11 protein-coding genes are annotated in these 15,139 nt (G+C 28.0%); 3 read left to right on the top strand and 8 right to left on the bottom strand.

Features of this window, described 5'->3' with window-relative positions:
* The 6 genes from BUA62_RS06355 to BUA62_RS06330 all read right to left on the bottom strand — a co-directional run.
* Positions 1-593: adenosylhomocysteinase (locus BUA62_RS06355; RefSeq protein ID WP_072864645.1), on the bottom strand; the 593-nt coding region annotated here is incomplete at its 3' end.
* Positions 594-635: 42 nt separating this feature from the next.
* Entirely contained in the window at positions 636-1,337 is a 702-nt protein-coding gene (locus tag BUA62_RS06350) for a class I SAM-dependent methyltransferase (protein WP_159429504.1), read from the bottom strand.
* On the bottom strand, positions 1,337-2,491 hold the full coding sequence (locus BUA62_RS06345) for a trans-sulfuration enzyme family protein (protein WP_072864641.1): 1,155 nt from the start codon (positions 2,489-2,491) through the stop codon (positions 1,337-1,339). The genes BUA62_RS06350 and BUA62_RS06345 overlap by 1 nt, the downstream gene beginning before the upstream one ends.
* Positions 2,488-3,645 carry a PLP-dependent cysteine synthase family protein gene (locus BUA62_RS06340; protein ID WP_072864639.1) on the bottom strand — a complete coding sequence of 386 codons (1,158 nt, stop codon included), beginning with the start codon at positions 3,643-3,645 and terminating at the stop codon, positions 2,488-2,490. The genes BUA62_RS06345 and BUA62_RS06340 overlap by 4 nt, the downstream gene beginning before the upstream one ends.
* A gap of 163 nt (positions 3,646-3,808) precedes the next feature.
* The gene (locus BUA62_RS06335; protein ID WP_072864637.1) at positions 3,809-4,261 is read right to left on the bottom strand and encodes an Hsp20/alpha crystallin family protein; all 453 of its coding nucleotides are present in this window, start codon (positions 4,259-4,261) and stop codon (positions 3,809-3,811) included.
* Between the two features lie 240 nt (positions 4,262-4,501).
* A complete protein-coding gene (locus BUA62_RS06330; protein ID WP_084670731.1) occupies positions 4,502-8,269 on the bottom strand; it encodes a glucodextranase DOMON-like domain-containing protein in 3,768 nt (1,255 codons plus the stop codon).
* Positions 8,270-8,479: 210 nt separating this feature from the next.
* Here BUA62_RS06330 and panC point away from each other — a divergent pair, with 210 nt between their 5' ends.
* The 3 genes from panC to BUA62_RS06315 are packed head-to-tail and all read left to right on the top strand — an operon-like array spanning position 8,480 to position 11,674.
* Positions 8,480-9,322 carry a pantoate--beta-alanine ligase gene (gene panC / locus BUA62_RS06325; RefSeq protein ID WP_072864635.1) on the top strand — a complete coding sequence of 281 codons (843 nt, stop codon included), beginning with the start codon at positions 8,480-8,482 and terminating at the stop codon, positions 9,320-9,322.
* Between the two features lie 11 nt (positions 9,323-9,333).
* Positions 9,334-11,217, top strand: coding sequence for a cache domain-containing protein (locus BUA62_RS06320; RefSeq protein ID WP_072864633.1), 1,884 nt, complete (start codon positions 9,334-9,336; stop codon positions 11,215-11,217).
* Positions 11,198-11,674 (top strand): chemotaxis protein CheW, encoded by a 477-nt coding sequence (locus BUA62_RS06315; protein WP_072864631.1) that lies wholly within the window; start codon positions 11,198-11,200, stop codon positions 11,672-11,674. Before BUA62_RS06320 ends, BUA62_RS06315 begins: the two co-directional genes overlap by 20 nt.
* An 11-nt stretch (positions 11,675-11,685) precedes the next feature.
* Here BUA62_RS06315 and BUA62_RS06310 read toward each other — a convergent pair whose 3' ends face one another.
* Together BUA62_RS06310 and BUA62_RS06305 are read right to left on the bottom strand one after the other, a co-directional pair.
* Complete coding sequence (locus BUA62_RS06310; protein WP_072864629.1) at positions 11,686-12,879, bottom strand: flagellin N-terminal helical domain-containing protein; 1,194 nt, start codon at positions 12,877-12,879, stop codon at positions 11,686-11,688.
* A 21-nt stretch (positions 12,880-12,900) separates the two neighbouring features.
* Positions 12,901-15,015, bottom strand: coding sequence for a hypothetical protein (locus tag BUA62_RS06305; RefSeq protein ID WP_072864626.1), 2,115 nt, complete (start codon positions 15,013-15,015; stop codon positions 12,901-12,903).
* Between the last annotated feature and the right edge of the window lie 124 nt (positions 15,016-15,139).

Raw genomic sequence — 15,139 nt, 5'->3', positions numbered from 1 at the left:
GCTACTGTTAGATTTGTTGATCTAATTATTCCATCCCATGTTGATTGCCCTGTGCCGTATCTGTTGTCAAATAAATATTTCATATATGAATCATTTACATCTATTACTGGTACTTTTAATTTTCCATCTTTTAATAATGCTTTATATCTTTTTATACCTGTTGTCGTCTCTTCGTTTATTCCCCATATGTTTTTTAATAATTCTGGATATTTTTCTACAATCCTAACCCCTAAATCTGCACCATCATCGATAACAATATTGGGTTCAATAGAAAGTACTTCATCTATGTTTTTCCAATATAGTTCTTCATCAATAGAGCGCTTAGCATAAACATTAACGCCATATGTTTTTAGCGCCTCAGCTACATCATCTTGTGTTGATAACGGGTTGCTGCTTGTTATTGCTACTTTTGCTCCTAATTCGTGTAAAACTACCGCAGTATATGCTGTTTTTGCTTCTAAATGTATACTCATTGATATATTTATATCTTTAAATGGTTGTTCTTCCATATACATTTCTTTTAATGTGTTTAATACTTTCATATGTTCCTTTACCCATTCTATCTTTTTTCTCCCGGTTTCTACTAAATTCATTTTTTCACCTCTCGTATAATTGTTTTGTAAATTATTATATTTTTATTTGAAAATAGCTTTGTATAAGTATATTTTTTTATCTTCAACTACGCAATATGCATTTAATGGTGTAATGTTAATTGTATCAAAAATATCTTTACTTAATTCTTTTAATTCATCAATTGAAAATCCGGAGTGAGTGTCTTTCATATCATCCAAAATATCATTATATTCATGTTTTAAAATATCAATAATGACAATTTTTCCGTTTTTTTTCTTTACATCATTCATGCTTTTAAGAACTTTTCTGGGATCTGTGAAATGATGAAAAGCAAGAGTCGACATAATAAAATCATATTTAATAGGATAATTAAGATTATAGTATTCATTAAAAAAGGTTATGGAATCTGAAATTCTTTCAGCAATTCCCCAAATAGAGTTTATATTTTTATTTTTTAAAATATCTAACATGCTGGGAGTTATATCAATAGCATATGGTTTTATCTTTTTTTGTTTTTTGATAATTTTTTCGGTAAAAAAACCTGAACCAGCAGCAACATCTAATAACATAACTTCATCATCTATCTCGTTTAATATTTCTTCAACTATTAAATTAACACATTTGTCATTTAAGTAAGATTTTACAATGTTATCTCTATCAGGTGCTTCCATTTCAAAATGTTCAATTTGTTCTGAGAATTTAATTATCTCAGAATTTGAATAACCCATTTTTTTTAATATTTTTTTTGCATCTGATATATCCATCATATCACCGCCTTAAAACCTTTTTCTAAATCGGTTATTAAATCCTCAACATCCTCTATTCCGATAGAAACTCGGATTAATGAATCAGTAATCCCAGTTTTGATTCTTTCTTCTTTTGGAATAGATGAATGTGTCATTAATGCAGGTATTTCTATTAAAGATTCAACACCACCTAAACTTTCTGCTAAAGAAAATAAACTTAAATTTTCAACAAATTTTCTTGCTTCATCTAAACCACCTTTTATTTCAAAAGATAACATTCCGCCAAATCCGCGCATTTGTTTTGCAGCTAATTCGTGTTGAGGGTGAGATTTGAGTCCAGGATAATAAACTTTTAAAACTGATGGATGAGTTTCTAAATATTTTGAAATAGTAAATGCGTTTTTTTCATGCCTTTCCATTCTTAAGGCAAGTGTTTTAATTCCTCTCATTACTAACCATGAATTAAAGGGTGATAAAATTGAACCTACAGAATTTTGATGATATTTTAATTTATCATATAAATTATCATCATTTAACATTAAAGCACCACCAATTACATCAGAGTGTCCATTTATGTATTTGGTAATGCTGTGAACAACAATATTAGCTCCGAGATCTAATGGATTTTGAAAGTAAGGGCTGGCAAAAGTATTATCTACAACAGAAATAATATTGTTAGTTTTAGATATATCAGCAATTTTTTTTATATCAGCAATTTTTAAAAGAGGATTTGTTGGTGTTTCTATCCATATAATCTTAGTATTTTTTTTAATTGATCTTTCTATCAGTTCAATATTTCTGAAATCGACATAACTCACTTCAATGCCAAAACGTTTTAAAACATTAGTAAATAACCTTTTTGTGCCTCCGTATAAATCATCAAATGCAAGAATATGATCTCCTTTATTTAATAATGACAATATTATTGTTGTTTCTGCAGCAAGTCCGGAAGAAAAAGCTAAGCCATATTTTGCATTTTCTAAAGAGGCTAATTTATTTTCTAAGCTGTCTCTTGTTGGATTTCCGCTTCTTGAATATACATAGCCTTTTTCCACATCATCTAAATTTGTTTTGGCAAAAGTTGTAGATAGATGTATAGGATAAATAGCATCACCATGTTGATTTTCAAACGGAACTTCTCCGATATGTATTGATTTTGTTGCAAATTTCATTTTAACACCTCCAAAATTTTTTCGTCATCAACTTCAAAATTATTTTCAATAAGCCATTGATTATTAAAGATTTTATTTAAATATCCTCTACCACTATCTGGAAATATTACTAAAATCTTCTTTCTTTTTATATTATTTTTTTTGATATATTTAATGGCTCCTATTAAAGCAGCTCCAGAAGATCCGCCGACCAAAATCCCCTCTTTTTTAGCTAAAAATCGCGTCATTGAGAAAGATTCTTGGTCATTTACCACAGAAATGTCATCGATTAAATTCAAATTAATTGTTTCAGGCAATATGTCTTCTCCTATTCCTTCGACTTTATAAGTATGAGCTTTTTCAATAGCTTTTTCTAGTTTCATTCCATTTTTTATTAAATAATATATAGAACCTATTGGATCTACTCCAATTACTTTAATCTCTTTTCTTTCTTTGAAAAATTTTGAAATTCCTGTAATAGTTCCTCCAGTTCCAATACCTGCAAAAATATAATCTAAATTGCCATCAAATTGAGACCAAATTTCCTGAGCAGTTAATCTATAATGAGATTCAGGGTTATATTTGTTAAAATATTGATTAGGTATATACGCAAGTAAATTCTCTTTTATATCTTCTTTTAAAATATTGTTTAATTTTTCTAAGTTATTTGTGTCAACTAGATTTTGAACATATATTACAATTTCCTCGATTTCGGTAATAGTTAGTTTTTTATTCTTTTTCCATATTAATTTTGCAATTATTTTTGAAACACTATAGTATGAATTTGGAGCATCTGGTTTTACATTAGTGGGAGTTCTTACAACAAAAGCACCATAAGCCTTTAAAAGTAATTCTTTTTCTTTGCTTATTTTAGATGGCATAGTGAATATTAATTTGTTTCCGTTTATTGTGCTATACAAAGCAAGCCCCACACCTGTGTTACCAGAAGTTGGTTCTACAATTATTGTATCTTTATTTATAAGTTGATTTTTTTCGGCCATTTTCAATAAATAAATACCCATCCTATCTTTTATGCTTCCACCAGGATTCATATATTCTATTTTTGCATATACTTCATTATCTAAGTTAAAATAGGATTCTACTTTTTTTAATCGCAGAGCAGGTGTATTTCCAACTATCTCTAAGACATTGTCATACAAATTTTTTTTATTCATAGAAACCCTCCTTGTTAAAAAATGCACAACAAAATCGAACAAAAATTGTCATATATATTCTATCAAATTAGATAGTTTTTGTCAAGTTTAAATGTAAAGAATTGATGTCAATATAAAAAAGCCTTTCACAACGTAAAGTTGTGAAAGGCTTTTTTGAGTTTTTTTATTCGATATTAATTTTCTTAAATTTTTTAGCTTTTTCTAATGATTTTGGAATTTCGATTTTTAGAACACCATCTTTGAATTTAGCTTTAATTTTTTCAAAATCAATGTAATCAGGTAATCTAATAGATCTTTCAAATTTCCCAAAGAATCTTTCGCGTTTGATATAATTTCTTCCTTTTTCTTCTTTATCATTTTTCTTTTCTGCAGAAATTGTTAAAATATCATCATCTAAGCGGATATTTATATCTTTTTTGTCATATCCTGGAACATCTGCTTCAATTACAATATCTTTTTCAGTTTCGTAAATATCTAAATTTGGCATTGTAAAAGTTTTTGAATTTTCGAAGATACCAAGAGTTCCAAAATCATCAAATAATCTTTCAATTTCTCTTCTTAATGTTTCAAATGGTTCGAAGAAATTTCCTTTTTCATATCTTTTGATTTCGCTCATGATATCCCCTCCTTTTTATAAATTTCTTTTTTTCAACTTCCGATATTTTTGACGTAAATTTTTTTGCTAAGTTCAAATTGTTCGAAAGTATTACAAAAATTTTATATATTAAATAAACAAGCTATTAGTACGTAAATAAATATATTATTTACTATTTTTTATAGCACTTGTTACTAATAATTGATAAAAGTAAAATTTAGATTCTATAAAAAAACATCCCGGTTTTTAACCGGGATGTTTTTAAAAGTCAATTTCAACAGGGATCAACGTAGCATATTTTTCTTTTGAGGCATCGTATCCAGATAATATAGAATATTGATCATATCCTTCTGGAACTATAATGTCAAGAACATAAGGTCCGAAATCACCAGCATCTGATGGATATCCACCAAGTGTCCATTGTGTTTCTTTTGGAGTAACAGCTCTATAATGATCTGCACCGTAACCATCTTGAGAACCTACCATGAAATAAGCATATATTTTGTTATTTTCTAATTCAATGAATTTTTTCATTACAATTACAGTAATTATTTTTTCTCCAGGATCAGCTTCTACTTGAACTCCTTCAGGAAGTTCTTGACCATCAGATGTAGCTAGTAATTGACCATAACTTGGCCATCCTGCAATTTTTATAAAATAGTCCCATGGATGATTTTTATCAAAGCTTACCCTTGCACCATCTTTGTATGTTTTTGTTACTCCGCCATTTTTTGTATCAAGATATATATTTATTAATTGATGAGAAAATCCTTTAGGTGCTCCCCATGGATTTGTCATTTCGCCAAATTTGAATTTGAACACAATTGAATCGTCGTTATCGAATACTTTAACCCATTCAATATCCCATAAACCTTTATAAGGTTCAAATGCGCCGTCTTTTGGATAGGTATAACCACCAGGTCCATCTTCGTCTCCAATAGGATCTTCAAAGGTTTTTATAAGTTTTCCGCCAATTTCTTTTGGTATCATTATGTGAACAGGTCCTGAATTTGGAGCGAAATCAACATCGCCAGAATTATTTTTTTCAGTAAAAGCCATAACTACGGCTAAGTTGAGTTCATCGCCGCTTTTTATTCCTAATAAGTCAAAAGGTATTTTAAATTCTACAATGTTGTTTTTTGCTGCGATATATTTAGAAGACTTACCGGATATCATCCATCTTTCTGTTCCGCTTGCATTATAATAATATAAATCGTGAGATTTTGGATATTTTTGCAAATTAAAACTGAATCTTTTAGCCAAAGCAAATCCTAAATCAGTTATATCTTCACCTGTTTTTGAATAAGCTGTTTTAGTATTTAATTTTTTTGCATTTGGAGCATCGGTATAAATTTCTAATTTATAAGGTTTTCCAGCTAACTCATCAAGAGATTTTTTTAATTCAATGGCAACATATATATTTGAATTATCTCTTCCAACATAAAAACCTGAGATTAAATCTCCTTCTCTGTGCATTACACCAGAATCATCATCTGCGAAATATCCGCTTTTTGTAATTTCATTGTTGTCAATTTCTCCATCTAATGTTATCTCTACTTTTCCAATGTTGCCCTGTGTAGCAGAAGAAGGTTTTTTATTTGCTATAAATAAATATCCTGGAATTTTATCTTCAGGAACTTTAGATATTCTATATAATTGAATTAATAATTTTTTAAAGTGCATGTCAAATAAAACTTCATTATTTCCAGCATCTTGGTCTGCACCATACCACCAGAACCAATCACTACCTTCTGCTGCATATAAAATATCTAATGCTTTTTTGAACTCAGCATCAGATAATTTATCTTTATTATTCATTAAGACCTTTCTTGCTTCAGATAATCTTTCCCAACCTTCATTTTCTTCTTTTTCCCCATACCATGTATCCAGACTTCCGCCAACCCATGAACCTTTTGGTAATTGTTTTAATTCACCTTCTATATTATAACTTTCTATGTATTCATTAGGTGTAACTAATTCAATGTAAGGGTCATTTGATAAAGCTTGATAAAATAATTTTCTAAAATCATTACCATTATTTGGGTAATGTTCCCAAGCATTTTCACCGTCAAGAGCTACTGTAACAATCATATCACCATTATCGTTCATTTTTTGTATATCGTGTAACGTGCTAAGAAAGTCTTTTACAGCATTTTCTTTTGACATGTTTGAATATTTGAAACCTATTCTATCAGATAAGTCGGTATCTCTAAAAAATACAATGACACTTTTTCCATCCACTGTTACTTTATATGGCTTATATAATTGACGTGGATCACCAGTGTTGATTCCGGCTTTTTGTAAAATCTGTTTATCTGTAATTATCCATTTTACATTATTATCAGCAAACATAGGAACAAGAGGTGAGCTAACAGCTTGTTCTGAAGGCCACATTCCTACAGGTTTTCTTCCAAAGATTTTCGAGAAATATTCCAATCCCCTTGATATTTGGGCTTTAGCGTCTTCAGGCCATCCCATATCTACTAATAACGGTAAAATTGGATGATAATAAGGTGTTGTTGTTAATTCGATTTTTCCTTCATCCCATAATTTTTTATATTTTTCTACAATTTGAGACATTAATTCATAATGTTTTGAAATTACATAATCTAAATCTTCTTTTGTATAATTTTTATCTTTTTCAGCTAACTCTCTTAACTTAGCATCCCTATTTATATATTCAATGTTTATCCAATAAAGATTCCATGCTACTTTTAAATCTAACCAATCTTGGGAAGTAAATTCTTCATTTTTATCTCTTTTTTCTCTTAATTCTGAATATCTTGGGTGAGAATCAATAAATTGTGGATTTATATCAAAAAAATGCCACTTTACAAATTCTTTTTCTTTATCTGTTAAATTATCTTTTAAAGAAAGTTCCAAATATTTATCTTTAGCTCCATTATTGACGTAATCCATTAATTGCATTAATAATACTGGTGTAATATTAAATGTAACACTTCCTGAAGTTAAGTATTTGTCAACCAAATCTGCCATATATGGATAATCATTTATAGCATGAGCTCTAACCCATGGCATTTCGGCATTTAAATTTCCTGGAATTTTATATGAAGGTTGATGATGATGCCATACAATAGCAACTTTTAATGGTTCTTTATTCTCATCACCTTTTGGAATTGAAGATAAAAAGTTTTCAATTGCTTCATCAGAAATGTTTTTTACTTCAGGTGTTTCTGATGAATTTGAAGTTTCTTGTGGTGGAATATCTCTCCATGAAGCAACCTTATCTGTTTGCAATTGTTCTGTATCTGTTACTATTAATACTCTATTTGAAATTTCTTCGCCATTTTCGTCTTTTTCAACAGTATCCCAATTTCCTCTTGTATATTTGTATTCCAATCTCTTTCCCACTTCTGTTTCTAAGTGATATGTTGCTTTATTTTCATTTCTATCCATTTCAAGCTGCCCTGGATCCCAATTGTTGAAATTACCTACAATATATATTGGATCTGATTTAGGGGTGTTCGAAGGAAGTGTAACTTCAAATGTGACAACAGCTTTTTCACCAGGTTGCGCTTTTGTTTTAATTTCAGCAGGTATATCTGCCCAACTTGCAACAACATCTTCAATAATTTTATTTTCATCCGCTAAAACTTTTCTATTTTCGATTTCTTCGTCGTTTTCGTCTTTTTCAACTGTACCCCAATTGCCCCGTGTATATTTATATTCAATTTCTGTATCCTTTTCAACATTTAAAACAACTGTTCCAATATTTCCATTTCTTTTTAAAAGATAATTCTCATCACCAGGGTTCCAATCATTAAAAGAACCAACGATATATATATTTTCGTTTTGAGGTGTATTTTCTGGTAAAGAGACTTTGAATGTTAACTCTATGAAATCATCTTTTGTGGTCAATTCTGTAGCTTCAGGTGATTCATTTTCAGAAACAAATTTTTCCACTGCTGGAACTTCGTTTGCGGCTGTTTGTTGTTGAGCCCCACAACTAATTAGAAAAAGAGACAATACCGTAAGTATAACTACGAGAAAATACTTTGAAATCTTCATACTTTTTGTAACCCCCTTTTAAAAGAATGTATTTTTTGTGTTAGTGATTATATAAAGACAGTCATTTAAGATTATACAACAATATGATATTAAATTTCAAGTTTTAAACTATTTTTAGATGCTATTAGTGTAAAAAATTTTTTTTTGAAAAAGAGATTTAATGTGGTAAAATTCTTTTAGAAATTGTATTAGTAAAATGGAGGGATGAAAATGGAACTGATTGAGAATATTAATAAAATGAAAGAAATTAGAAATAAATTAATAAAAGAAGGGAAAAGTATAGGATTTGTTCCCACTATGGGATATTTACATAAGGGGCATTTGTCATTGGTTGAACAAGCAAGAAAAGATAATGATATAGTTGTTGTAAGTATATTTGTAAATCCTACACAGTTTGGTCCTAATGAAGATTTTGATAGATATCCAAGAGATTTAAATAGAGATATGGATTTGTTAAAACCATTTAATGTTGATTATATTTTTCATCCGTTAGTTGAGGAAATGTATGCAAGGGATTATTCTACTTATGTAGAGGAAGTCAAATTAACAAAGGTACTTTGTGGCAAATCTAGGCCAGGACATTTTAAAGGGGTTACAACTATAGTTTCAAAATTATTTAATATAGTAAGGCCCACTAGAGCTTATTTTGGTCAAAAAGATGCGCAGCAATTTAGGGTATTAAGAAAAATGGTTGATGATTTAAATATGGATGTTGAAATGGTAGAAATGCCAATAATTAGGGAAAAAGATGGACTAGCTATGAGTTCAAGAAATATTTATTTGAATAATGAAGAAAGATTACAAGCATTGGCTTTAAATAAATCGCTAAAAAGGGCTAAAGAATTGTTTGAAAATGGTGAAAGAGATGTGAATAAAATAAAAAATGAAATGAAGAAAATATTTGATGAGAATCCATTAGTGAAAATAGATTATATAGAAATAGTTGATGAATATAGTTTGGAAAATGTTGAAAAAATAGAAGGGAAAGTTCTTGTTGCAGTAGCTGCTTTTGTGGGTAAAGCAAGATTAATTGATAATATTATTTTAGGATAGGGGAGATAAAAATGTCTAAGATATCTATGAAAGGGCTTTTGAATTTAGTAACGATTATACTTTTGATTATATCGGTATTTTCTATAATTTATTTTTTCAAATTTGATTTAATCAAAAATATTTCTGATCCTGTTTCAGAAAGTATAATGGATAACTTAAATGAAAGAGGTAATTATATTTCACTATATTTTAAAAGTGAAATTGAAAAATTGAAATTAATGCCAAAAGATTTTTCGTATGATTCAACAGAAACAGGAAAAGTTTTGAAATATTTAAAAAATCAATTAAAAAAATTTCCTGAATTCGAAGAATTTTTTGTAGCAAATTCTGATGGAGAAAGTATTTCAAGTTCTAATATTTTCACTAATATTTCAAGATATAGATATTTTCAAGAGATATTTACAAATAACAAACAATGGGCAATTAGCGATATATTTACGTCGAAAATTTCGGGAGATGTTGCTATTATAATTGCATTAGAACATTATGATAATGGTAAAAAGTATATTTTTGGTGGGGCTTTGAATTTAAAAAATGTTTTTTTAGATTCAAATAAATTTAAATTTAAAAAACAAGGGGAACTATTTTTTATAGATAATTTGGGAACTTATTTTAGTGTAAATAATGATGGTAGTATAAACTCTGGGACATTTGCCAAAAATTTTAGAGAAAATATAATAAGAGATTTGAAAAATTCTCATGGTTTTTTAGAAGTTAAAAAAAACAAAAAGGATTATTTATTATTTGTTAGTCCAATTAATTCTGTAGGATGGAGAATAGGATTTTATATAGAAAAAAACTTAATTTCTCCTGATTTTAATAAGTATTATTTGATAGGATTAATGTTTTTAATAGTTTTGATTTTATTAGAAGTGCTTTTTAATAATATTATTTTAAAAAAGAGATTTTATAACTCTATAGAAGTTTTAAAAAAGGAGTTAAAAAAAGTAAATGAATTGAATTTCGATAATATAGAAATAAATGTGAAAGAACCCATGTTTGTTGATTTTTCTGATAATTTACAATTGACTACCGTGAATTTAAAAGAAAATTTTAATAACTTTTCCAGGAAAATAAATAAATTAGAAAATAATATTAATGAAACTGGTGAATTGATTAAAGAAGAAATATCTCGAATAAATGAGGAAAATGAAACTGTTGAAAAACTTTCAAAAACATTTGAAGCAATTTCTCAGGCGGTAAATGATTCTCAAAATGTTTCAGAAAATTTCAAGAATAAACTTTCATTATATGATGAAGAACTTGAAAAATTGCGCCATAATTTGCTGAAATCTAAGTCTAAAATATCTTTGTTTAATGATTTGATAAATAGAATAACTGATATTTCAGAGAAAGTAAGCGATTTGTCATTTAGAGCAGAAATATTATCTTTAAATGCAGCACTTGAAGCATCGAAAGAGAAAGGTGCTTTATCATTTGCTGTAATTGCGGCTGATATGAGGGATATGTCTTATGTTTTAAAAGATTATAATGTAAAAACATATTCGCATGTATCTCATATAATTGAGAATTTAAATGAGTATAAGAATGTTTTAGATGAATTATTTAAAAATATAGATTCAAACATTTCTGAAATAAGAAAAGTAACAACTAATTATACAGACATTGAGAATTTTATTAAAGAATATTCAATATCAGCAGCTCAGGTAAAAAATGCTCTTAATTTATTGAAGCTAATTATAAATAAGAACAAAAATATTATGGAGAATATAGTTGAAAGTTTTAAAGAAATTGAGAAAAATTATGAAGAGTTGAAAAAAATGTTTAGTTCTAAAAAAACCCCAAAGAATCTTGAAGAAATATTTAGAAAACTAGAAGAAATAGAAAAAAAAGAAGAAACAGGAAGTGACTTTAATGCAGAAGAATCCCTTTGAAAATTTAAAAAAACTTTTAATTCTTAAAGATAAAATAGATTATTATGCAATTTTCAAAATAGGAAATTTGTTATATGCTTTAAAAACAAATATTATAAAAGAGATTATGAGTTCTTCAGAAAAAAAAGAATTACCAAATACTCCAGAATATATTGTTGGAGTGATAAACAAAGATAATCAACCTATAACATTAATAGATTTAAAAAGGCTTGTAAATGATGAATTTCAGGAGTATAATGAAAAAATGTATGTGATAAATTTTATTTTTGATAAAAAAAATTATGGATTTTTTACGAAAGAAATAGTAGATATTATTCCAGTTGATATAGGAATATTGAAAGATGTTGGAGAAGAAATGCAGGAATTTTATTTTGTTGATAAGATCTTTTCTTTTAATGGAGAAATAGTTTTAATAATAAATATTGAAAAAATATTAAAAAATAAAACTCCGGTGTAAGCCGGAGTTTTTTATCTAAGAAGTTGTGTAACCTGTTGTGGTAATTGATTCGCTTGAGATAACATAGCAGTACCACTTTGAAGTAAAATTTGTTGTTTTGTATATTCCGCCATTTCTTTTGCCATATCTGCATCTCTAATACGGCTTTCAGCAGCAGTTAAGTTTTCTTGAGCAACGCCTAAGTTTTTAATTGTATGTTCTAACCTATTTTGAGAAGCACCAAGTTTTGCCCTAAATGCTGAAACTTTGTATATAGCAGCATCCAAAGCGCTTATAGCAAATTCCGAATCACTTTGAGAATTAATTTTAACACCTGTAGTAATTCCCAAATCTTCAGCTTTCATACTTTCAAATCCTAATGTGATTACTTGACCTTCATTAGCTCCAATGTGAAATTTTATGGGATCAACATCACCCGTTACTATACCGTAAACTGCTACAGATCCTCCATCTATTTTTGTACCACTGGCTAAAGTTCCGCCATAATCTTTTATTCTTGCAATCTGATTAGAATCCCATGTAATGGCTACTGTACCTGTTCCTCCGCTTAAAGTCACTGCAACTCTAGAACCAGATAGAGTTACGCTTGTAATAGTGACTTGAGAAACTCCATTTGAATCAATTCTTGAAATTTTAACATCTAATTGTGAAGTAGCCCCGCCCTGGAATTGTCCAACTTCAATAATGAAATTACCGCTTGCAGTAATATTTGACGAATATGATCCAACTGCAAAGTGCGCAGAACCTGGAGCAACAATTTTAGCTTCAGCAGTTCTTGTTCCTTTGATTGAGCCATCTAATAAATTTTTTGTATTAAATTGAGTGGTTTTAGCAATTCTGTTAATTTCATCGCGCAATTCTTGAAATTCATTTTGAAGTTGATCTCTATCTGCATCTGTATTGGTTTCTGTTGATGATTGAACTGCAAGTTCCCTCATACGTTTTAAAATAGAATGAACTTCATCTAATGCACCTTCTGCAGTTTGAATCATTGATACAGCGTCCTGAGCGTTTTTTATGGCTTTATCAAGACCTTTTATCTGGTTTCTCATTTTTTCTGAAATAGCCAATCCTGCAGCATCATCGGCAGCTCTGTTAATTCTTAAACCAGAAGAAAGTTTTTCTAAGGTTTTTCCCATACTACCTTTTACATTAGACAGCGTTCTCCATGCATTTAACGCTTCCATGTTGTGGTAAATCCTCATAATCACACCTCCATGTTTATGTTATTTGGTTTTGAAATTTATGGTATAATAAATGGTTTCAAATTCATCAGCCCAGGTGTTTCCAAATTCATCAACTATTTGTGAAGGGTCTATTTTAATTTCCCAGGTTTGTGTTGAATCCAAAGTTATACCTTCGAGTATTCCGGAGTATCTAACAAATTTACTTTTTTGATTTACAGATAAAGGTATATTAATGGTTTTAGTAACATTGCTTTCTATATTAGTTATACTTATGTTTAAATCATTCTTTTGTACTATTTCTGATTTATCATCGAATTCAATCATAATTCTCGGATTATTAAGAGGATTACTAATTTCTAGATCGTAAAAGTCATAGGCATTTTCTTTTGAATATACATCTGTTCCTTCTATCGATACCCTATATAATTCAGGTGGATTATTTTCTTTAACTAACACTTCAAAATTTTTTGTAACTAAGTAATTACTATCAACATCTTTAGCAGAAACTTTAACATAATTATGTCCTTCTGGAAATTTGTAGGATGTGTATTTGAAATTTCTAGTTTGAACAGGATTTGATCTAAACAATTCATTATTATTAACATAAATAGAATATACATAAGTTGCAGGATATGAATATTCCGATTTTATATCAAAATTCACATCAAAATCATTTAACATAGTGGACTCTGGATCAACGATAACTTTTTCAGGTAAATAATATAAATTTGTACTTTCATCAGAATTCTTTTGTATTAATGAAAAATCTAAATTAAAATTATTAACAACCTTGGAAACTTTAAATGTTCTGTAATAATTCTTTACATAATTAGTATCTTCTTTGGTTATCGTTAAATTCAATTCATAATTTCCTTCATCTAAGTACATTTTTTCTGTTTCTAAAACAGTACTATTTGTAGTTATATCTAATTTTTTATAATCATTACCATCTTTTTTTAATATAAAACTGTAATTTAGATCATTGGAAAAATCATATTTTTTATTTACCTGGATTTTAAAATAAATAGGATCCCTATTTGTTATTAATGAAGAATCATCTATTTTTATATTATTATTTAAATAATCTTTTTTATAAATATTCAAATCGGCAGTAAATTCTTCAAATTGCTCAACATTTAAGAATAAATAACTTTCAGTTGAATCATTTGTAATTAAATTTTTTACAGATAATTTTAGTGTTACATCTCCATTATTTAAATACATAGGTCCATATTTAAATTCTGTTTTTTCAAGAGATGATTCAATAATATTTCCATTATCATCAGAGATGTTGAATAGATAAGAAGCAGGTAAATCATAGTTTTCGTTTACATTCATTACAACATATATAGGATCTATAGTTGTTAAAGTAGAGTTGTTTGTTAAAATAATACCATTATATGAGTTTTTATAAATTTTTGCATTTAAATTAAAAGATGTATCAATATCTTTAGGAGATAAGGTTACAGTGGTTCTACCAAAACCGTTATTAGCAGTATCTAATACTTCAACAGAAATGGTATGATTTTTCTTTTGGAAAAAAACAGGGGTTGATTCGAAAGTTTTATTTTTTAAGTTGCCTTCTTCGATTAATTTGTTATCAAAAAAAATTTTATAAGAAAAATCGCTATTATACACAATTTCAGAATCAATAGAAACCAATATGGAATAATTTCTGTAAGGTTCATAAATATTATTTTCAAGAACATTACCTGTTTTGGTGTTTTTGAATTTTAGAGTAGGTTCTAATTCCTTTTTATAATCATAAACATTTATATATAATTTATTTTTGCTTATATAATCTTCACCACCAATGGAAAAAATTCCAACTATCTCATATTTTCCAGATTCTTTTAATTCGAAAGTACCTTTAAATGTATTTTCATTTAAAGACGTTAAATCAATAGTTTTAATGTCTTTAGTATCTTTTGTATTTACTATATTTAAATAAGCTTGACCAATATTAGCAAGAGGGGAATCAAGTCTTAAAATAATTTCTCCAGTTGCTTCGTTAATATCTTTATTCATTATTGCTTTTGTTTGCGAAGAAAATGAAATTTCAACGTTTATTTTAAATTTTGATTCAACAGGTTTTAAACAAGAAGATAGTATAAATAACAAAATGAATGTTATTAAATAATATAGTTTTCTCATAATATCCCTCCATGGAATAATCTTTCAATTTATCATTCTTTGAAAAAAAAGAATTTCCTAAAAAAATATATGAATTATTGTCATAATTAATATCAACAAAATTTGTGTTTAAGTAATATTAAAA

Origin of the sequence: Marinitoga hydrogenitolerans DSM 16785, from assembly GCF_900129175.1 — a bacterium.
Lineage (GTDB): Bacteria > Thermotogota > Thermotogae > Petrotogales > Petrotogaceae > Marinitoga > Marinitoga hydrogenitolerans.
This window is presented reverse-complemented; position numbering and strand designations above follow the sequence as displayed.

What these genes read in the sequence shown, in the direction of transcription:
- BUA62_RS06345 (WP_072864641.1), bottom strand. Translation starts at nt 2,491, where the DNA reads ATGAAATTTGCAACAAAATCAATACATATCGGAGAAGTTCCGTTTGAA.
- BUA62_RS06340 (WP_072864639.1), bottom strand. Translation starts at nt 3,645, where the DNA reads ATGAATAAAAAAAATTTGTATGACAATGTCTTAGAGATAGTTGGAAAT.
- panC (WP_072864635.1), top strand. Translation starts at nt 8,480, where the DNA reads ATGGAACTGATTGAGAATATTAATAAAATGAAAGAAATTAGAAATAAA.
- BUA62_RS06330 (WP_084670731.1), bottom strand. Translation starts at nt 8,269, where the DNA reads ATGAAGATTTCAAAGTATTTTCTCGTAGTTATACTTACGGTATTGTCT.
- BUA62_RS06320 (WP_072864633.1), top strand. Translation starts at nt 9,334, where the DNA reads ATGTCTAAGATATCTATGAAAGGGCTTTTGAATTTAGTAACGATTATA.
- BUA62_RS06335 (WP_072864637.1), bottom strand. Translation starts at nt 4,261, where the DNA reads ATGAGCGAAATCAAAAGATATGAAAAAGGAAATTTCTTCGAACCATTT.
- BUA62_RS06310 (WP_072864629.1), bottom strand. Translation starts at nt 12,879, where the DNA reads ATGAGGATTTACCACAACATGGAAGCGTTAAATGCATGGAGAACGCTG.
- BUA62_RS06350 (WP_159429504.1), bottom strand. Translation starts at nt 1,337, where the DNA reads ATGGATATATCAGATGCAAAAAAAATATTAAAAAAAATGGGTTATTCA.
- BUA62_RS06305 (WP_072864626.1), bottom strand. Translation starts at nt 15,015, where the DNA reads ATGAGAAAACTATATTATTTAATAACATTCATTTTGTTATTTATACTA.
- BUA62_RS06315 (WP_072864631.1), top strand. Translation starts at nt 11,198, where the DNA reads ATGCAGAAGAATCCCTTTGAAAATTTAAAAAAACTTTTAATTCTTAAA.